Below are 18,968 nucleotides of genomic sequence, written 5' to 3'. Positions count from 1 at the left end.
ACGCCGCCCGTAGGATCGGTCCATGGAACCGTCCCCCGCTTCCTTCCCGGAACCGCCCTCCGACTCCTCCCCCGCCGTCCTGGCCCCGCGCGTCCGCGACCTGGCCGAGCTGGACGACCTGGTGGTCGACTGCCGGGCCTGCCCGCGGCTGGTGGCCTGGCGGGAGGAGGCCGCGCTGGTCAAGCGGCGGGCGTTCCGGGAGCAGGAGTACTGGGCGCGGCCGATCCCCGGCTTCGGGCCCCGCGACGCCCGGCTGGTGCTGGTCGGCCTCGCCCCCGCCGCGCACGGCGGCAACCGCACCGGCCGGATCTTCACCGGCGACCCGTCCGGCGACGTGCTGTACGCCTCGCTGCACCGGCTCGGCCTGGCCAACCGCCCGGAGTCCACCTGGCGCGGCGACGGCCTGCGGCTGCACGGCGTGCGGATCACCGATCCGGTGCGCTGCGCCCCGCCGGAGAACAAGCCGACCAACGCCGAACGCGACACCTGCCGGCCGTGGATCGTCCGCGAGTTCGACGAGCTGCGCCCAACCGTGCGGGCCGTGGTCGCCCTCGGCGGCTTCGCCTGGCAGGCCGTGCTGCCGGTGCTGGCCGCCGCGGGCTGGCGGGTCCCGCGCCCCAAGCCGGTCTTCGGCCACGGCGCGCACGCGGTCCTGCCCGCCACCGGCGACGGCCCCGAGCTGCACCTCTTCGGCTGCTTCCACGTCAGCCCGCGCAACACCTACACCGGGCGCCTGACCCTCCCGATGGTCGACGACCTGCTGCGCACTGCGGCCGTCGCCGCCGGGCTGGACCCGGCCTGAGCTGTCCGGGGGCGCGGGAGGGCGCTCAGCGCAGCTTCCGGGGCCGCCGGGCGGCCTGTTCCCAGACCTGCGGCAGCAGTTCGCGGGCGAAGCCGAGTTCGGCGCTCTGCCGGCCGTAGAGGACGCCGTAGCCGAAGCCGCCGTCGGAGAGGGCCCGGAGCGTGTCGCGGGCCACGACGGCGTCCTGGTGGCGGCCGAGGACGTCCTGGAGCGCCTTCATCCGGCGGGTGAACGCGCGGGCCGGGCGCCCGGCGCTCTCCCCGGCGTAGCGGGCGCGCTTGGCGGCCTTGCGGGCGTCGTGCAGGGCGCGTTCGAGGGCGGGGCCCTCGGGGGCGCGGCGGGCGGCGGCGAGGCGTTCGGCGGTGCGGCGGTGCTCGCGGCGCAGGGCCCGGGTGAATTCGGGCCCGGCGCGCTTGGCGGCCCGGGAGGTGAGCGGCGGGTCGGCGGCGAGGGCGGTGAGGGTGGCGAGCAGGCGGCGGAAGCGTTCGCCGTCGAGGGCGGTGCGGACCCGGACGCGGGCCTCGCGGGCCTCGCGGGCGCTCCAGGCGGTGAGTTCGGCCAGGACGCGCTCGCGGTCGCCGCCGGGCGGCAGTTCGCGGGCCTGGGCGAGCAGGCGGGCGCCGAGCACCTCGGTGTCGCGGGCCGGTCCGAGGGCCCGGCCGAGCCAGCGCAGTTCGTCCTCGGTGGCGGTGTGGTCGCCGCGCAGGTGGCGGCGGTGGGTGCGCAGGGCGCTGCGCAGGCGGCGGGCGGCGGTCCGCATCCGGTGGACGGCGTCGGGGCGGTCGGCGCGGACGTCGGGCGCGAGTGCGGCGAGCTGGGCGGTCAGGGTGCGCAGGCGCGCGGCGATGACGTCCCCCGCGCTGCCGTCGATCCGGTGGGCCACGTCGTCACGTCCTTCCGTCCGTGCTGTCCCAGGGTAGGCGGTCCGCGGACCGCCCGTCCGGTGCGCCGCGCCGCCGCCGGTCCGGGCCGCCCGTCTGCCACGGGCAGATCCGGGGGGCGGGGGCGGGGTGGGCGGGCAGACTGCCGGCATGGATGTCATCGAGGTGCTGCCGGGGTTGCGGATGCTGGTCCTGCCGGTCGGCGCGGCCTACCTGTGGTCGGACGGACGGGAGTTGACGCTGGTGGACAGCGGGGCGGTGGGGACGGAGGAGCAGGTCGCGGCGCTGGTGGAGTCGGTGCCGGGCGGGGAGCCGGCGCGGATCGTGCTGACGCACTGGCACGAGGACCACGCGGGTGGTGCCGCCCGGCTGGCGGCGCGCTACGGGGGCGTGCCGGTGGTGGCGCACCGGGTGGAGGCGCCGGTGATCCGGGGCGAGGCGGTGGGCGCGCCGCCGGTGCTGGAGGAGTTCGAGCGTCCGATCCGGGCGTCGGTGCCGGCGCTGCCGCCCGCGCCGCCGTGCCCGGTGGACGTCGAGGTGGTGGACGGCGACGTGCTGCCGTTCGGGGGCGGGGCCCGGGTGATCGGCGTGCCGGGGCACACCGACGGCTCGCTGGCCCTGTACCTGCCGGGCCCGGACCTGCTGTTCACGGGCGACGCGGTGGCCAACGTGGGCCGTACGACGCTGGGCGTGTTCAACACCGACCGGGCCCGGGCCGTCGCCTCGCTGCACCGCCTGGCCGGGCTCGGGGCCGCCCACGCGGTGTTCGGCCACGGCGCGCCGCTGGTGGGGGACGCGGCGGCGGCGCTGCGCGCGGCGGCGGCGGAGGCCGGGTGAGGTGCGGCGGACGTCCGGTGGGCTCCGCCGGGGCCCGCCGGGGATCCGCGCCCTCCTGCGCGGGTTCCCGGTCCGCGGGTTCCCGGTCCGCGGGTCCCCGGTCCTCGGGTACCGGGTCTGCGGACACCGGGTCGTCGGCTGCCCGGCCGCACCCGCCGGACATGCGGTCTGGACCAATGGCCGAAAACCGGGAAGTCCGCGCGGTCGTCCCGCCGGGCCGCCGGTCCGGGGCGGTCGGCCCTCCCGGACCGGCGGGCCGCGCGCGGGAGCCGGTTCTTCGTCGGCGGACTCTCCGGTGGGCGCCCCGCACCCGGAGCGGGCCCGCACCGCGCCCCACCCGGGGTGCCGCGCCGCTCCCGGCGACTTCCGGCCGAATTGGTCTCGACCATTGCCGCGCGGTCCGCCACTGAAGGAAGCTGCTCACCGGCACCGGATCATCACGACCGGAACGCCCTCCCCCAGAAGAGGAAGGCAACAACCCACCCATGCGCAAAGCGATTTCGGCTCTCGGCCTGACCGCCCTGCTGGCCTCGGCCGCCCTGCTGGTCGCCCCGTCCGCCCAGGCCGCCGGGTTCGTCTACGTCGGCATGTACCCGAGCGGCGCCGCGTGCGAGGCGGCCGGCAAGGGCTACGTGGCCCGCGGCGAGGCGGTCACCTACTTCTGCGACGTCGTCCCGAACGCCGCCCGCCTGTCGATCTGGGCCTGAGCCCCCTCGCCGCCTGCGGCCTCCCGGCCGCAGGCGGCCCCTGCGGTGCGCTCCCTCCGCGCGGCCCGGACGCCGACGTGCCCGAGCACCGGTCCCCCGCGACCGCGACCGGCCGAGCGGTGAGCGCCCGGGCGGCGCTGCGGCGGTCGGCCGGTCCGGTCGGCCGGTCCGGTCAGCCGGCGCTCTTCGGGGCGAGGCCGTGCCCGGCGAGCCAGTCGAGCTGCTTGACCGGGGTGGAGCCGTAGCCGCCGCCGTGGTCGGCGAAGCGCCAGACCTCGATGGCGGCGGGGCCGCCGTAGCGGTGGTAGGCGGCGAAGACGGTGGAGGGCGGGCAGACCGGGTCCATCAGGCCGACGCTGAACAGGGCGGGGGCGCTGGCCCGGGGCGCGAAGTGGACGCCGTCGAAGTAGGCGAGCGTGGCGAAGGTCCGCTCCTCCTGCTCCCGGCTGTGCCAGCGCAGGTACTTGGCGATCTCGGGGTAGGGGCCCTCGCCGGCGATCTGCACGGCGCGCCGGAAGTGGCACAGGAACGGGACGTCGCTGAGCAGCGCGGCGACCCGCCCGGGGGCGAGCGCGGCGACGGCGAGGGCGAGGCCGCCGCCCTGGCTGGCGCCGGAGACGACGACGCGGGCGGAGTCGGTGCCGGGCAGCTGCGGGAGGGCGTCGAGGGCGCGGACGCAGTCGGTGATCAGGCGGCGGTAGTAGTGGTGGCGGGGGCTGTCGATGCCGCGGGTCATGAAGCCCTCGACCCACTGGGTGCCGCCGCCCTCGCCCCGGTCGGGGGTGTCGTGGCCCTGGCCGCGGCTGTCGACGACCAGGTGGGCGTAGCCGGCGGCGGGCGGTAGCAGGTGCTCGGCGGGCAGGGCCCGGCCGCAGGTGTAGCCGAGGTACTTGACGATGACGGGCAGCGGTTCGGTGCTGCCGCGCGGGAGCAGCAGCCAGGCGGCGACGGGTTCGCCGTTCCAGCCGGGGAAGCGGACGTCGTGCACGTCGAAGGCGGTCAGCCGGGTGTCGGTGCGGAGTTCGGCGGTGACGGTGCCGTCGGCGGCGCGGGCGGTGGCGAGGGTGTCGGCCCAGAACGCGTCGAAGTCGGCGGGGGCGGCGAGGTCGGGGCGGTAGGTGCGCAGGTCGTCGAGGTCGAGGTCGGTGAGCGGCACGGGGGTTCAGCTCCGGTGGTGGTCGAGGTGCAGGGGGGTGGGGTGGCCGGCCCGCAGGTCGAGGCGGGTCGGGGGCCGGTCGGGGTCGGTGCCGAGGTGGACGGTGACGGTGCGGTCGGTGTCGGCGAGCAGCACGGCGTCCAGGCGGCCCTGGGCGGTGTCCCAGGACAGCGTGGTGAGGGTGGTCCGGCAGCGGGTGCGCAGGCCGCGGACGGTGCCGCGCGGCAGGTGGGCGGGCGGGGCGGGGAGCAGGACGATCCGTTCGGGGGTGGAGTGCAGGAGTGCTTCGATCAGCACGCCGGGGAGGGTGTGGGCGGCGTCGGCGTTGTACACGTCGAGGTCCGGGTAGTGCGAGCTCATCAGCGAGGGGTGGAAGAAGCGTCCGTGCAGGACGGCGTCGAGGGCCGCGCCGAGCAGGTCGGCGTCGCCGAGGCGGGCGGCGACCAGGGCGCGGTGCAGGTGGCCGTGGGCGGAGTGGTTCTCGCTGCCGCGCAGGTGGAGGGCGCGGTGGGCGGCGGCGGCCAGGTCGGGGGTGTCGAGCGGGTTGATCTCGCCGAGCGGCCAGACCGGGTGCAGGTGGCTGAGGTGCCGGTGCTGCTGGTGGTCGGGGGCGGCGGGCCAGGCCCATTCGGCGAGCGCCCCCCGGGAGTTGATCCGGTAGGGGGGCAGCCGGTCGGCGAGCCGGTGGTGGCCGGTGGCGGTGAGGGTGTGGCGGGCGGCGGCGAGGTCCATGGCGGCGTTGACGCTGATCGGGCTGTCGGCGCCGTGCGGGGTGTTCTCGGGCGAGTAGGAGGGGACGACCAGCAGGCGGCCGTCGGGTCCGGTGCGGGTGAGGAAGGCCCGGTAGAAGTCGGCGGTCTCGGCGAGGGCGGGGCGGACGAGTTCCCGGTCCATCGCGGTGTCGCCGGTGGTGTCGACGTGGTCGAGCAGGGGGTGCAGCAGCCAGTGCGCTCCGGCGGTCCACAGGTGCAGCGGGTAGTCCTCGCTGTAGTGTTAGGCGTGGCCGGAGCGGCCGTCGGTGTGGGCGGGGGCGACGAGTCCGGGCAGGCCGAACAGGCGGCGGGCGTTGCTCCGCCAGTGCGCCAACTGGCCCGCGACGAAGGCGGCGTGGGCGCGGCTGACTTCGGGGAGGGCGGCCGCGGCGGCGGAGGCGACCTGGAGGTTGAGGTTGGCGTCGCAGGTGAGCGCGCCGCTCCAGGCGGTGTCCCAGGAGCCGGTCCACAGGCCGGTGAGCCGGGGCGGCAGGGTGCCGGCGGAGCTCAGCAGGTGGTGGCGTCCGGCGTCGAACAGCCGCTCCAGCAGGGCGGCCCGGTGCTTCTCCGGGTCGGCGAGCAGCGCGGAGCCGGGCAGGGCGCGGTGCTCCTCGGGCGCGCCGAGGTCGAGTTCGACCCGGTCGTAGGCGGGGGTGTGCCGGGCGAGGTGGCGGCGCAGCAGTTCGGCGTGGGGCAGGTCGGGCAGCGGCGGCGGCTGCGGGTCCTCCCAGGGGCGGACCCGGGTGAGCAGCAGCACTTCGGCGCAGCCCTCGGCGTGCACGGCGGCGCCGTCGGTGCGCAGGGTGCCGCCGGTGGCGCGGACGTGCGTCCAACAGGTGTAGCCGTAGGGGGTGTCGGGGTGGCGGACGTCGGTGCGCAGCACCGGGCCGCCCGGTCCGGTCTCGGCGCGGGTGCGGACGTCGAGGTCGGCGGGGGCGCCGTCGAGCCGCCAGTGGTGGGTCAACTCCAGCTCTCCGGTGCCCACTTCGCGGTGGACGAGGAGGTCGTCGGCGCGCGAGGCGAAGGTCTCGGCGCGGCGGCCGTCCCAGTGGGTGGCCACCACGCCGGTGCGGTAGTCGACTTCGCGCCGGTAGCCGTCGGCGGGGGTGGCGGGGCGGCGCAGTCGCAGGGCGAGGGCGGGGTGGAAGGGGCGGACCCACTGGAGCGGCGCGGTGACCTGGCGGGCGACGGCGGCGCGGGCGCGGCCGGTCAGGACGGCGTCCCGGAGGTCCTCCAACTGCCCGGCGACGTCGGGCGCGAGGGCCCGTTCGCCGCCGTTGGGGCGCAGCAGCAGGTGGTGGTTGACGACGACGAGTTCCTCGCGGGTGCGGCCGTGCACCATCGCGCCGTGGGTGCCGTTGCCGGTGAGCAGCGCTTCCTCCCAGCGGGCGGCCGGGGCCGGTTCCCAACTGCCGCGCCGGCGGGGCGGGTTCACCGGGCGGCCGGGCGCAGGACGGCGGCGCCGTGGCGCTCCAGGGTGACGGCGGCGGTGGCGGTCCGGCCGGTCAGCAGGTCGTCCCAGTGTCCGGGCAGTTCGCAACGCACCTGCTGCGCACCGTGGTTGAGCAGGAACAGCAGGTCGCCGCGGCGGACCGCCTCGACGCCCGGGGGCAGGTGGGCGGCGGCGGGGCGGAGTCCGGCTTCGCGGGCGGCGCGGGTCAGCAGGGCGCGCAGGGCGTCGGGGTCGGGGCGGGTGGAGAGGTACCAGGCGGTGCCCCGGCCGTGGGTGTGGCGGGTGACGGCGGGGTGTCCGGCGAGTTCGCCGTCGCCGTAGCGGGCCACCGTCTCGGCGCCGGCGGTCTCCAGTTCCTCGGCCCACAGGGTGCCGTGGAAGTCCGCGCCGTCGGCGGTGGTGCAGCGGACGCTCTCGTCGGCGCGCAGCGGCCACCACTGGTGGACGGCGGCGAGGCCGAGCACCTCGCGCAGCCGGGCGTCGACGCCGCCGGGGCGGATGCGGTCCTGGTGGTCGGCGACGCCGGTGAAGTAGCCGGTCACCAGGGTGCCGCCGGTGCGGACGTAGGCGGCGAGGTTGTCGAGGGCGGCGTCGGTGAGCAGGTAGAGCGAGGGGATGACGACCAGGCGGTAGGGCGTCAGGTCGGCGGCGGGGTGGGCGAGGTCGGTGGTGTGGTTGGCCTCCCACAGGGCGCGGTGCCAGGCGGTGACGTTCTCCTGGTAGTCGAGCAGTTCGGAGGGGCGGCCGGGCTGTTCGCCCGCCCACCAGGCGTCCCAGTCGTGCAGCAGGGCGGCCCCGGCGGTGACGCGGGTGCCGGAGACGGCGGGGCCGAGCCGGTCGAGGTCGGCGCCGAGCGCGGCGGCCTCGCGGAAGACCCGGTTGCCGGTGCCGGAGTGCGGGAGCATCGCGGAGTGGAACTTCTCGGCGCCCTGCCGGGACTGGCGCCACTGGAAGAAGCAGACCGCGTCGGCGCCGCGGGCGACGGCCTGGAGCGACCACAGCCGCATCAGGCCGGCCGGCTTGGGCCGGTTGACGGGGCGCCAGTTGACGGCTCCGGTGGCCTGTTCCATCAGCATCCAGGGGCCGCCGGCCAGCGAGCGGGCGAGGTCCTGGACCAGGGCGCCGTGCTGGGCGCCGAGGGCGGCGTCGGGGTCGGGGTAGATGTCGAGCGCGACGACGTCCTGCCGCTCGGCCCAGGCCCAGCCGTCCTGGCCGCGCCAGAACGGCATGTGGTTGGTGGTGACGGGGATGCCGGGGCTGTGCCGGGCGACGATGGCGTGCTCGGCGGTGTAGCACTCCAGCAGGGCGTCGGAGGTGAAGCGGGCGAAGTCGAGCAGCTGGGCGGGGTTGCGGATGTACTGGGCCTGGCGGGGCGGCAGGATCTCGTCCCACTCGGCGTAGTGCTGGCTCCAGAAGGCGGTGCCCCAGGCGGAGTTGAGCTCCTCCAGGGTGCCGTGCCGGTCCCGCAGCCAGCGCCGGAAGTGGGCGGCGGTGGCGTCGCACCAGCAGTGCGTGCCGTACTCGTTGTTGACGTGCCAGAGGACGAGCGCGGGGTGCGCGCCGTAGCGGGCGGCGAGCTGTTCGGTGACGGCGGCGGCGCGGCGGCGGTACTCCGGGGAGGAGGCGCAGAACTGGTTGCGGGAGCCGTACCAGACGGTGGTGCCGTTCTCGGCCCGCGGCAGTGTCTCGGGGTGGCGGTGGCCGAGCCAGGGCGGCGGGGAGGCGGTGGGGGTGGCCAGGACGACGCCGATGCCGTGCTGGTGCAGCAGGTCGAGCAACCGGTCGAGCCAGCCGAAGTCGTAGGCACCGGGGGCGGGTTCGAGCCGGGCCCAGGAGAACACGCCGACGGTGACGCTGGTGACGCCGGCCTGCCGCATCAGGCGGACGTCCTCCTGCCAGGTCTCCTCGGGCCACTGCTCGGGGTTGTAGTCGCCGCCGTAGAGGATGCGGCCGCGGGTGGCGTCGTTCAGGTCGGGCATGCGGGTGTTCCTGTCCGGTCGGTCGCCCTGGCGGAGGGGCTGGAGGTCGAACCAGTCGCAGGGGGCGGCGCCTTCGGCGGCGTACCGGCCGTGACCCAGCCGGCGTCCTCGGCCCGCGCCCTCGGCCGGTGCCCCGGCCGGGGGCCGTCACGGGCGGCGCTCCCCCCTTCGGACGGGCGGGACGGGGGCGAGCAGCGGGCCGCTGCTCTGCCGGGGCGTCAGGACGGGGGTGAGCAGGACGAGTTCGTCCTCGGGTTCGGTGCCGTGTTCGGCGGCGGCGATCCGGCGCATCACCTGGTCGACGGCGACCCGGCCGAGTTCCTGGGCGGGGCCGGTGACGGCGGTCAGGCCGGGGGCGTACTGCTCGGCGAGCTGTTCGGGGCAGAGCGCGACCACCGAGGCGTCCTCGGGGACGGTGCGTCCGCTGGTGGGCAGCAGTTGCAGCAGCGGGCCGATGGCGTTCTCGTTCTGCACCACGAAGCCGGTGGTGTCGGGCCGGTCGGCGAGGATGCGCGCCAGGGTGCCGGCCGTGGATTCGTAGGTTCCTTCGCAGGGGCGGTGCAGGAATCTCAGGCCGCGTTCGAGGGCGCGCTCTCGAAACCCCGTCAGGGTGCGTTCGGCGTACCCGGCGTGGCGGTGGTAGACGGCGGGCGCGTAGCCGATGAAGGCGACGTCGCGGTGGCCGAGGTCGGCCAGGTGGTCGGCGCACTGGGCGCCGGCGGCGGCGAAGTCGTGGTCGACGCAGGACAGGCCGGTGCTGTCGGCGGGCAGGCCGATCGTCGCGGCCTGGATGCCCTGGTCGCGCAGGACCGGGATGCGCTCGTCGTCGAGTTCGACGTCCATCAGGATGACCCCGTCCGCCAGGCCGCTGGCGGCGACCCGGCGGACCCCGTCGGGGCCCTCGTCGTTGGTGATCAGCAGCACGTCGTAGCCGTGCTGGCGGGCCGCCATGGTGACCGATACGGCGATCTCCATCATGATCGGCACGTACACGTCGGTGCGCAGCGGCACGACGAGGGCGATGATGTGGGAGCGCCGGCCGGCGAGCGCCCGGGCGCCGGCGTTGGGGTGGTAGCCGAGTTCCTCGACGGCGTGCTGGACGCGGCGGCGGGTGGCCTCCGAGATCGAGCGCTTGCCGCTGAGCACGTAGCTGACGGTGCTGGGCGAGACGCCCGCGTGCCGGGCCACGTCGGCGAGAGTCACCATGGGTGCGGTTCCTGCTTTCCTGGTCGGTGGGGTGTGCGGCCCCCTGCGGCGCCAGGTTACTGACGCCGGGCCGTGCGCGGCTCCCGCCGTGGCTCGATGGTGGTTCAGCCCTTGACGGCGCCGGTGAGGACGCCGGTGCGGAAGTGCTTCTGCATGAACGGGTACACCAGCAGCAGCGGCACCAGGGTGAGGACCACGACGGCCATCTGCAGGGTGAGCGGCGCGGTCTGCGCGTTGGCGGCCCCGAAGCCGGAGTTGACGGAGCCGGGCAGTCCGTTGCCGCGGTTGACGTAGGTCAGCAGCACGTACTGCAGCGGCCACTTCTCGGCCGAGGTCGGCAGGTAGAGCATGACGTTGAAGAACGAGTTCCAGTAGCCGACCGCGTAGAACAGCGCGATGACGGCGGTGACGGCCCGGGAGGTGGGCAGCACCACCGACCACAGGATGCGCCAGTCGCCGGCGCCGTCGATGCGGGCGGCGTCGATCAGGTCGGCGGAGGTGGTGGAGTAGAACGAGCGCAGCACCAGGATGTTGAACACCGACACGGCACTGGGCAGGACCAGCGACCACCACCGGTCGTAGCCGCCGAGGCCGGTGACCACCAGGAAGCTCGGGATCAGTCCGCCGCTGACGAACATGGTGACGACCAGCAGGGTGAGGATCGGCCGGTGCGCGAAGGACCCGGAGCGGGACAGCCCGTAGGCGGCCGTCACCGAGACGGCCATCGAGACGGCGGTGCCGACCAGGGTGACGGCGAGGCTGACCGTCAGGGCGGTGCGGACGGTGCCGTCGCCGAGCATCTGCCGGTAGGCGTCGAGGGTGAGGCCGTCGGGCCGGATCACCAGCCCGCCGGCCCGGTTGACGGCGCCGGGGGTGGAGACGCTGGTCAGCACGATGATCCAGAGCGGGACGGCCACGGCGGCAACCACGCCGACCAGGGTGATGCCCTTGGCGCCCCGGCCGAGCGCGGTGGGCGGCTCCTCCCAGGGGGCCCGCCCGGCCCGGGCGCGGGGGCGGCCGGTCCCGGCCGGGCGGGGTGCGGGGGCGGCGGGCGCCGCGGACGCGGTGCCCTCGCGGACGGTGGTGGGTGTCTGGCTCATCTGCGGTACAACCCGTCCTCGCCGAAGGCGTGTGCCAGCTTGTTGGCCCCCCAGATCAGCAGCAGCGAGATGACGCTCTTGAAGAGGCCGGCCGCGGCGCCGAAGCTGTAGTTGCCGGTGGCGATGCCGTAGTAGAAGGAGAAGGTGTCGAGCACGTCGGCGGATTCGTGGCCGACCGCCTCGCGCTGGATCAGGAACTGTTCGAAGCCGACGGTCAGCGCGTTGCCCAGGCGCAGCACCAGCATCAGCACGATCACGCCGCGCAGGCCGGGCAGGGTGATGTGCCAGGTGCGGCGCCGGCGTCCGGCGCCGTCGACGGCGGCGGCCTCGTACAGGTCGGTGTTGATGGCGGCCAGTGCGGCGAGGAAGACGATGATGCCCCAGCCGGCCTCCTTCCAGATCGCCTGCGAGGTGACCAGGAGGACGAAGGTGTGCGGGTTGGTGGTGATGTCCCAGGGGGCGATGTCGTTCTGCCGCAGGAAGTGGTTGAGGATTCCCGCGCCGCCGAGCATCTGCTGGAAGATCGTGACGGCCAGCACCCAGGAGAAGAAGTGCGGCAGGTAGACCACGGACTGGACGAAGTTGCGCAGCCGTTCGCTGAGCACCGTGTTGAGCAGCAGGGCCAGCGCGATCGGGACGGGGAAGAACAGCACCAGCTGGACCAGGCTGAGCCAGAGGGTGTTCTTCAGCGCCCCCCAGAACAGCGGATCGTGGAAGAGCTGCTGGAACTGCGCGAGGCCGGCCCACTCGCTGTCGCGCACGCCGACCAGCGGGTCGTAGTACTGGAAGGCGGTGACCAGGCCGAACAGCGGCGCGTAGTTGAAGATCAGCAGCAGGACCACGGCCGGGAGGGTCATCAGCAGCAGCGTCCGGTCGCGCCGCAGCCTGACCCGCCAGTCCAGCCGGACGGCGCCACTGCGGCCGGTGCTCCTCCGGCCGGTGGTGGTGTCCTCGCCCCGTTCCGGTCGCGCCGTGCTCACTGACCCGTTCCGTACGTGCTCAGGACGTTGTCGGTCATCCACTGCTTGAGGCGGTCGCCGCCGCCGGACTTCCAGGTGGAGATGGCGGCCTGGACGTCGGAGACCTTCTTCTTGCCGTGGTAGCAGTCCTTGATGGTGTCCTCGACGGCCTGCGCGGTGTCGACGGTGGCGATGTTCTGCGGCATCGAGATGTTCATGTTCCAGAACAGCGGCTTATAGAGGTGCTTGACGTTGGCGGCCTGGAAGGCGGCGATGTCCTTGGTGACCTGGTCGGCGCCGGGGTTGGAGACGACCGAGGAGGCGGTGGCCAGGAAGGGGTAGGTCTGCGCCTGGACGTCCTTCTTGCCCTCGTCGGTGAAGGTCGGCACGCCGTCGACCCGGGTGTGGTGGATGCCCTCGACGCCGAAGTTGACCATGGTGTACTCGGCGGAGCCGTACGGCGCGGCCAGGTAGTCGGCGACCGCGAGCAGTTCCTCGATCTGCTCGGGCTTGAGCTTGGCGTTGAGGTAGCTCATCAGGCTGGTGGAGGAGCCCATGAACAGCCTGGGCGTGCCGCCGCTCTTCGCGGTGAGGAAGTCGAACGAGCCGCGGCGGTAGCCGGGGGCGGCGGCGGCGCCGGAGAGCTGGTCGGCGAGGTTCCAGGCGCCGGTGCCGCCGCCCTGGATGAGGGTCTTGCCCGCGTAGAAGCGGGTGTTGGCGTCGGCGTTGTTGCCGGCGATCGCGTCGGGGTGCAGGCAGCCGGAGGCGGCGAGCCTGTGGTGCCAGTCCAGGGCCTCCAGCAGCTCCGGGGTCTCGTACTTGTGGACGAGCTTGCCGTCGGTGAGCTTCCACTTGTTGGGGACGTCGAAGAACGGGAAGAGGTAGGTCCACACGTCGTCGAAGGCCCAGGTGCCGGCCTTCTCGTCGGTGAGCTCCTTGCCCAGGCCCATCAGGTCGTCGAGCGTCTTGACCTGGTCCGCGGTGATGCCCCTGGCCTCGAGGACGTCCCGCCGGTAGAAGGTGGTGCCCGCGATGGAGAAGCCGGTGGAGAAGGAGGGGATGCCGTAGAGCTTGTCGCCCCAGATGCCGGCCTGCCACGCGCCGGTGGGGATGGCCGCCAGGTTCGGGTACCTGCCGATCCTGTCGCCGGCCAGGAAGGGGGTGAGGTCGGCGAACTGGGAGGCGGCGAGCTCGCCGACGTTGAAGTTCGGGTTCCACCAGGTCGGGAGCTGGATCCAGTCCGGCAGCTTCTTGGCCGCGGTCATGGTGGGGATGATGGTGGCGTAGTTGTTGCCGTCGGCCGGCTTCATCTCGAGCGTGACGCCGAGCGCCTTGTTCATCGCGGTGTAGAACGAGTTGCCCGCGGGCGGGACGGTGCCCCACAGCGGGGTGACGGCCGAGTAGCTGCCGCCCTTGCCGGGCACGCCGGTGACCGTGGCGACCGGGTCGGCCGGGTAGGTCAGGAAGGCCGGGTCGGTCATCGCGCCGTCCGCGCCGGTCACCGAGGGGATGTCCGGGGTCACGGAGGTGCTGGCGGTGAAGGCCGGCAGGGCCGACTTGACGCCGTCGGCCGAGTTCGCGCCCGTCCTGTGCTTCGCGCCGCCGCCCCCGCAGGCGGCCAGCAGGGGGGTCATCGCCGCGGCTCCGGCGACGGAGACGGCGGCGGTGACGAAGGATCTGCGGTTCAGCTCGGTTCTCATGGTGGGGAGGCCCTTCCGCGACGCCCGGCACCGGGCGCTGTCGAAGCGCTTGACTGTCGAAGCGCTTGATGTTGCGGTGACAGTAACGACACGTTTCCGATTGGACAAGTGCCTGGACAAATTCATTTTCCCTGTAGCCAACGGGAGTTGACAGGGTTCATGCTTCGTGTCAGCGTCGATCCGCTTCGACGACCGACCGCACCGCACGATCATCCTGGGGTGAGCCCGTTGAGTTCCCCGTCCCCTTCCGCCGCCGAGCGGTTCCCGTTCCGCGATTCCGCGCTTCCGCTGGACAAGCGCGTCGACGATCTGCTGTCCAGGCTCTCCCCCGCCGAGCGCCTCTCGATGCTCCACCAGTACGCCCCCGCCGTGCCCCGCCTGGGCGTCGGCGCGTTCCGCACCGGCGCGGAGGCCCTGCACGGCGTCTCCTGGCTGGGTGCGGCCACCGTGTTCCCGCAGGCCGTCGGCCTCGGCGCGAGCTGGGACGAGGAACTGGTCCGCGAGGTCGCCGAGGCGGTCTCGGTCGAACTGCGGGCCTTCCACCACCACCGCCCGGCCGCCGTCGCCCCCGACCGCGGTCCCAACAGCCTGCAGGTCTGGGCCCCGGTGCTGAACCTGCTGCGCGACCCGCGCTGGGGCCGCAACGAGGAGGGCTACTCCGAGGACCCGGTGCACACCGCCCGCCTCGGCGAGGCGTTCTGCCGCGGCCTGGCCGGCGACGACCCGACCCGCCTGCGGGCCGCCCCGGTGCTCAAGCACTTCCTCGGGTACAACAACGAGGACGACCGCTGCACCACCTCCTCCGGCCTGCGCCCGCGCGTGCTGCACGAGTACGACCTGGCCGCGTTCAGACCGGCGGTCGCCTCCGGCGCGGCCACCGGGGTGATGGCCGCGTACAACCTGGTCAACGGCCGCCCCTGCCACGTCTCCCCGCTGCTGGAGACCGAGCTGCGCCGCTGGGCCGAGCCGACCGGCCACCGGCTGTTCGTGGTCTCCGACGCCGAGGCGCCCTCCAACCTGGTCGACCCGGAGCACTACTTCGACGACCACGCCGAGGGCCACGCCGCCGCGCTGAAGGCCGGCATCGACTCCTTCACCGACCACGGCGAGGACAGCGGGACCGTCCTCGGCCGGCTCCGCGAGGCCCTGGAGCGCGGCCTGATCGACCAGGAGGACATCGACCGCGCGGTCCGCCGCCAGTTCGAACTCCGCTTCCGGCTGGGCGAGTTCGACCCCGAGCTGGACCCGTACGCGCAGATCGGCGCCGAGGTGGTCGACAGCGCCCCGCACCGTGCGCTGGCCCGCCGGGCCGCCGCCGCCTGCACCGTGCTGCTGAAGAACACCGGCCTGCTGCCGCTCACCGACCCGACGCGGAGGATCGCCGTGATCGGCCCGCACGGCGACGCCCTGTTCGAGGACTGGTACTCCGGCACGCTGCCCTACGCGGTCACCGTCGCCGACGGCCTGCGCGCCCGACTCGCCCCCGCCGGAGGCGAGTTGACGGTGCACGAGGGCGCCGACCGGATCCTGCTGCGCTCCACCGCCACCGGCGAGCCGCTGAACGGCACCGCCTTCGACCTGGGCGACTGGGGCCTGGGCGTGCTCACCCTGCGCGCCGCCGACAGCGGGCGTTTCCTCTCCGTCGGGGCGGACGGCTCGCTGGTCGCCGACCGGGCCGTGATCAAGAGCTGGGACGTGCACGAGACCTTCCGCCTGGACGAGGTGGAAGGCGGCGTGCTGCTGCGCTCCGTGCTGAGCGGCCGGTACGCGGCGCTGAACGCCGACGGCACCGTCCGGGTCACCGCCGCGGACCCGGCGGACGCCGAGCGCTTCACCCGCGAACTGCTGCGCGACGGACGGGCGGAGGCCGTCGCGGCGGCGGCCGGCGCCGACCTCGCCCTGGTCGTGCTCGGCAACCACCCGCTGATCCACGGCCGCGAGACCGAGGACCGCCGGGACCTGGCCCTGCCGCCCGCCCAGCAGGAGCTGCTGGAGGCGGTCGCCGCCGTCCGCCCGGAGACCGCGCTGATCGTGACGAGCAGCTACCCGTACGCCGTCGACTGGGCCGACGCGCACCTGCCCGCCGTCCTGTGGACCTCGCACGCCGGCCAGGAGACCGGCCACGCCCTCGCCGACGTGCTGTTCGGCGACGCCGACCCGGCCGGCCGGCTCCCGCAGACCTGGTACCGCGGCGACGACGAGCTGCCGCACCCGCTGGACTACGACATCATCCAGGCCGGCTGGACGTACCAGTACCACGAGGCCGCGCCGCGCTACCCGTTCGGCCACGGCCTGTCCTACGGCACCTTCCGGTACGGGGAGTTGGAGCTCGACGCGGCCACCGTGGGCCGGGACGGCAGCGTGCGGGCGGCGCTGACGGTGACCAACACCGGCCCCCGCGGCGGCACCGAGGTGGTGCAGCTGTACGCGTGCGCGCCGGCGGCCCGCTACCAGGCGCCGCGCCGCCGGCTCGCCGACTTCCGCAAGCTCACCCTGGCGCCCGGCGAGAGCCGCCGCCTGGTCTTCGACCTCCCGGTCGCCGCCCACCTGGCGCACTGGGACGTCGCCACCGGCGCGTTCACCGTCGACCCGGGCCGCTACCGGCTGCTCGCCGCGGCCTCCGCCGAGGACGTCCGCGCCACCGCCGAGGTCACCGTCGAGGGCCCGGCTCCGGCGCCGCGCGCCGTCCTGGGCCGCCGCACCGGCGCCGCGGACTTCGACGCGCACCGGGGGGCCGCCCTGGTCGACGCCGCCCGGGAGTCCGGCGACGCGGTCACCCCCGCCGGTCAGGACGCCGAACTGCTCTTCTCCGCGACGGAGTTGACCGGTGCCCGGGAGGTCTCGGTGGAGGTCGCGCTGGCCGACGCGGACCGCGCGGTGGTGGAGTTCGCGGTGGACGGCGCGGTGCTGGCCACCGTCGCCGTGCCGCACACCGGCCACCGCCACGCCCGGCGGACCGTCACCGCCGCGCTGTCCGGGGTCCCGGAGGGCGTGCACGACCTGCGGGTCGCCCTGCGCGGGCCGGTCCGGCTCACCGCGTTCACCGTCGCCTGAGCGACCGCCCCGCCGCCCGCACCCCCGCCCCGCCCTTCCGCTTGGAGATCCCCCGATGAAGTTCACCGACGGCTACTGGCTGATGCGCCCGGGCGTGACCAACCGCTACGCCGCCGAGGTCGCCGACGTCCGCACCGAGCCGGACCGGTTCACCCTGTGGGCGCCGCTGCGGCGGGTCGCCGACCGGGCCGACACCCTCAACTCCCCGCTGCTGACCGTCGACTGCCACTCCCCCGCCGAGGGCGTGATCGCCGTCCGGTTCACCCACCACGCCGGGTCCGTGCGCCCCGGCGGCGGGTTCGAGCTGGTCGGCCGCACGGACGGCGCCGGGACGGTGGTCCGGGACGGCACGGGGGTCGAGCTCCGCTCCGGCGGGCTGACCCTGCGGGTGGACACCGCCGGCCCGTGGAAGGCCGAGTTCCGCTCCGACGGCGAGCCGATCACCTCGCTGGGCGGGCGCGGCCTGGGCTTCGCCGTCGACGCCGACGGCCGGCACCACATGGTGGCCCAACTCGCGCTCGGCGTCGGCGAGTCGGTGTACGGGCTGGGCGAGCGGTTCACCCCGTTCGTCAAGAACGGCCAGACGGTGGACATCTGGCAGGCCGACGGCGGCACCAGCAGCGAACAGGCGTACAAGAACGTCCCGTTCCACCTGAGCAGCCGCGGCTACGGCGTGCTGGTCAACCACCCCGGGCGGGTCTCGTACGAGGTGGCCTCGGAGGCCGTCGGGCAGGTGCAGTTCAGCGTCGAGGACCAGTCGATGGAGTTCCTGGTCTTCCGGGGGCCCACGCCCAAGCAGGTGCTGGCCCGCTACACCGGGCTGCTCGGCCGCCCCGCCCTGCCGCCCGCGTGGGCGCTGGGCCTGTGGCTGTCCACCTCCTTCACCACCGACTACGACGAGGCGACCGTCACCCGCTTCACCCGGGGGATGGCCGAGCGCGGCATCCCGCTGAGCGTCTTCCACTTCGACTGCTTCTGGATGCGCGGCTACCACTGGAGCGACTTCGTCTGGGACCCGGACACCTTCCCCGACCCGGTGGGCATGCTGGCCCGGTTGAAGGAGCAGGGCCTGAGGCTGTGCGTGTGGATCAACCCGTACCTGGCGCAGCGCTCCGAGCTGTTCGAGGAGGGCCGGCGCGAGGGCTACCTGGTGCGCCGCGCCGACGGCACGGTCTGGCAGTGGGACCTGTGGCAGCCGGGCATGGCGCTGGTGGACTTCACCAACCCGGCGGCGACGGCCTGGTTCACCGAGCGGCTGCGCCGGCTGCTCGGCCAGGGCGTGGACTGCTTCAAGACCGACTTCGGCGAGCGCATCCCCACCGACGTGGTCTGGCACGACGGCAGCGACCCGGAGCGGATGCACAACCTGTACGCCCAGCGCTACAACGAGGCGGTGTTCGAGCTGCTGCGCGCGGAGCGCGGCGAGGGCGAGGCGGTGCTGTTCGCCCGCTCGGCGACGGCGGGCGGCCAGCGGTTCCCGGTGCACTGGGGCGGCGACTGCGAGTCGACGTTCACCGCGATGGCGGAGTCGCTGCGCGGCGGCCTATCGCTGGGCCTGTCCGGCTTCGGGTTCTGGAGCCACGACATCGGCGGCTTCGAGGGCACCCCGACCGAGGCGGTGTTCAAGCGCTGGGTGCAGTTCGGCCTGCTGTCCTCGCACAGCCGCCTGCACGGCTCCAAGTCGTACCGGGTGCCGTGGGACTACGGCGAGGAGGCGGTGGACGTCACCCGCGCCTTCACCCGGCTCAAGCACCGGCTCGCCCCCTACCTCCAGTACGCCGCCCAGCAGGCGCACCTGCACGGCACGCCGGTGATGCGGGCGATGCTGCTGGAGTTCCCGTCCGATCCGGCGGTCGCCGCGCTCGACCGGCAGTACCTGCTGGGCGGCGACCTGCTGGTGGCGCCGGTGTTCACCGAGGACGGCACGGTGGAGTACTACGTGCCCGCGGGCGTCTGGACGAACGTGCTGACCGGCGACGCGGTCACCGGCCCGCGCTGGGTCCGCGAACGCCACGGCTTCGCCACCCTCCCGCTGCTGGCCCGCCCCGACTCGGTCCTCCCGCTCGCCGCCGACGACTCCCGCCCGGTCTCCGACTGGGCCGACGGCCTCACCCTGCTGGTGCACTCCTTCGCGGACGGCGCCGTCCGCGAGGTGGTCGTCCCGGAGACCTCCGGCACCGGGGCGGCGGCGGTCTTCACCGTCCGCCGCGCGGGTGACCGGCTGCTGGTGACCACCGACAGCCCCAAGCCCTGGAACCTCCGGCACGCGGGCCGCCGCCACCCCTTCCCGGCGGGCACCCGGGAGGCCGAGATCCCGCTCGCCTGAGGCCCGCTCGCCTGAGGCCCGTTCGCACCTCCCCCGGGAGCGGGGCCGCGCCCCCG

General features: G+C 74.6%; 12 protein-coding genes and 1 pseudogene. 5 read left to right on the top strand and 8 right to left on the bottom strand.

Going from position 1 to position 18,968, the window contains the following annotated elements; genetic code table 11:
• Nucleotides 1-22 precede the first annotated feature (22 nt).
• Nucleotides 23-802, top strand: coding sequence for a uracil-DNA glycosylase (locus tag ACIP60_RS07225; protein ID WP_400680960.1), 780 nt, complete (start codon nt 23-25; stop codon nt 800-802).
• Nucleotides 803-827: 25 nt separating this feature from the next.
• Here the strand turns inward: ACIP60_RS07225 and ACIP60_RS07220 are convergent, their stop codons facing one another.
• A complete protein-coding gene (locus tag ACIP60_RS07220) occupies nt 828-1,685 on the bottom strand; it encodes a CHAD domain-containing protein (protein ID WP_400680958.1) in 858 nt (285 codons plus the stop codon).
• Between the two features lie 148 nt (nt 1,686-1,833).
• On the opposite strand from ACIP60_RS07220, the gene ACIP60_RS07215 reads away from it, so the two are divergent.
• Both ACIP60_RS07215 and ACIP60_RS07210 read left to right on the top strand, forming a co-directional pair.
• Nucleotides 1,834-2,520: an MBL fold metallo-hydrolase gene (locus tag ACIP60_RS07215; protein WP_400680955.1), complete on the top strand. Its 687-nt coding sequence runs from the start codon at nt 1,834-1,836 to the stop codon at nt 2,518-2,520.
• A gap of 485 nt (nt 2,521-3,005) precedes the next feature.
• Nucleotides 3,006-3,227: a hypothetical protein gene (locus tag ACIP60_RS07210; protein WP_400680954.1), complete on the top strand. Its 222-nt coding sequence runs from the start codon at nt 3,006-3,008 to the stop codon at nt 3,225-3,227.
• Between the two features lie 172 nt (nt 3,228-3,399).
• Here ACIP60_RS07210 and ACIP60_RS07205 read toward each other — a convergent pair whose 3' ends face one another.
• The 7 genes and pseudogenes from ACIP60_RS07205 to ACIP60_RS07175 all read right to left on the bottom strand — a co-directional run bounded on the left by ACIP60_RS07205 (nt 3,400) and on the right by ACIP60_RS07175 (nt 13,532).
• On the bottom strand, nt 3,400-4,383 hold the full coding sequence (locus ACIP60_RS07205) for an acetylxylan esterase (RefSeq protein ID WP_400680952.1): 984 nt from the start codon (nt 4,381-4,383) through the stop codon (nt 3,400-3,402).
• A 6-nt stretch (nt 4,384-4,389) separates the two neighbouring features.
• Nucleotides 4,390-6,570: pseudogene (locus ACIP60_RS07200) on the bottom strand (glycosyl hydrolase family 95 catalytic domain-containing protein).
• Nucleotides 6,567-8,567: a beta-galactosidase gene (locus ACIP60_RS07195; protein WP_400680950.1), complete on the bottom strand. Its 2,001-nt coding sequence runs from the start codon at nt 8,565-8,567 to the stop codon at nt 6,567-6,569. The pseudogene ACIP60_RS07200 and the gene ACIP60_RS07195 overlap by 4 nt, the downstream one beginning before the upstream one ends.
• 147 nt (nt 8,568-8,714) lie before the next feature.
• Nucleotides 8,715-9,773, bottom strand: a complete 1,059-nt coding sequence (locus tag ACIP60_RS07190; protein WP_400680948.1) for a LacI family DNA-binding transcriptional regulator — start codon at nt 9,771-9,773, stop codon at nt 8,715-8,717.
• Nucleotides 9,774-9,877: 104 nt separating this feature from the next.
• On the bottom strand, nt 9,878-10,873 hold the full coding sequence (locus ACIP60_RS07185; RefSeq protein ID WP_400680946.1) for a carbohydrate ABC transporter permease: 996 nt from the start codon (nt 10,871-10,873) through the stop codon (nt 9,878-9,880).
• Nucleotides 10,870-11,853, bottom strand: a complete 984-nt coding sequence (locus ACIP60_RS07180; RefSeq protein ID WP_400680944.1) for an ABC transporter permease — start codon at nt 11,851-11,853, stop codon at nt 10,870-10,872. The genes ACIP60_RS07185 and ACIP60_RS07180 overlap by 4 nt, the downstream gene beginning before the upstream one ends.
• A complete protein-coding gene (locus ACIP60_RS07175; RefSeq protein ID WP_400680941.1) occupies nt 11,850-13,532 on the bottom strand; it encodes a Tat pathway signal sequence domain protein in 1,683 nt (560 codons plus the stop codon). Before ACIP60_RS07175 ends, ACIP60_RS07180 begins: the two co-directional genes overlap by 4 nt.
• 228 nt (nt 13,533-13,760) lie before the next feature.
• Here ACIP60_RS07175 and ACIP60_RS07170 point away from each other — a divergent pair, with 228 nt between their 5' ends.
• The gene (locus ACIP60_RS07170; protein ID WP_400681569.1) at nt 13,761-16,586 is read left to right on the top strand and encodes a glycoside hydrolase family 3 C-terminal domain-containing protein; all 2,826 of its coding nucleotides are present in this window, start codon (nt 13,761-13,763) and stop codon (nt 16,584-16,586) included.
• A 55-nt stretch (nt 16,587-16,641) separates the two neighbouring features.
• Nucleotides 16,642-18,912 (top strand): alpha-xylosidase, encoded by a 2,271-nt coding sequence (gene yicI, locus ACIP60_RS07165; RefSeq protein ID WP_400680939.1) that lies wholly within the window; start codon nt 16,642-16,644, stop codon nt 18,910-18,912.
• Nucleotides 18,913-18,968 lie beyond the last annotated feature (56 nt).

The organism is Kitasatospora sp. NPDC088783, from assembly GCF_044750705.1.
Taxonomy (GTDB): Bacteria; Actinomycetota; Actinomycetes; order Streptomycetales; family Streptomycetaceae; genus Kitasatospora; species Kitasatospora fiedleri.
Note: the sequence above shows the minus strand (reverse complement) of the source record. Positions and strands in the feature narration are given on the sequence as shown.

What these genes read in the sequence shown, in the direction of transcription:
- ACIP60_RS07195 (WP_400680950.1), bottom strand. Translation starts at nt 8,567, where the DNA reads ATGCCCGACCTGAACGACGCCACCCGCGGCCGCATCCTCTACGGCGGC.
- yicI (WP_400680939.1), top strand. Translation starts at nt 16,642, where the DNA reads ATGAAGTTCACCGACGGCTACTGGCTGATGCGCCCGGGCGTGACCAAC.
- ACIP60_RS07185 (WP_400680946.1), bottom strand. Translation starts at nt 10,873, where the DNA reads ATGAGCCAGACACCCACCACCGTCCGCGAGGGCACCGCGTCCGCGGCG.
- ACIP60_RS07225 (WP_400680960.1), top strand. Translation starts at nt 23, where the DNA reads ATGGAACCGTCCCCCGCTTCCTTCCCGGAACCGCCCTCCGACTCCTCC.
- ACIP60_RS07210 (WP_400680954.1), top strand. Translation starts at nt 3,006, where the DNA reads ATGCGCAAAGCGATTTCGGCTCTCGGCCTGACCGCCCTGCTGGCCTCG.
- ACIP60_RS07215 (WP_400680955.1), top strand. Translation starts at nt 1,834, where the DNA reads ATGGATGTCATCGAGGTGCTGCCGGGGTTGCGGATGCTGGTCCTGCCG.
- ACIP60_RS07175 (WP_400680941.1), bottom strand. Translation starts at nt 13,532, where the DNA reads ATGAGAACCGAGCTGAACCGCAGATCCTTCGTCACCGCCGCCGTCTCC.
- ACIP60_RS07190 (WP_400680948.1), bottom strand. Translation starts at nt 9,773, where the DNA reads ATGGTGACTCTCGCCGACGTGGCCCGGCACGCGGGCGTCTCGCCCAGC.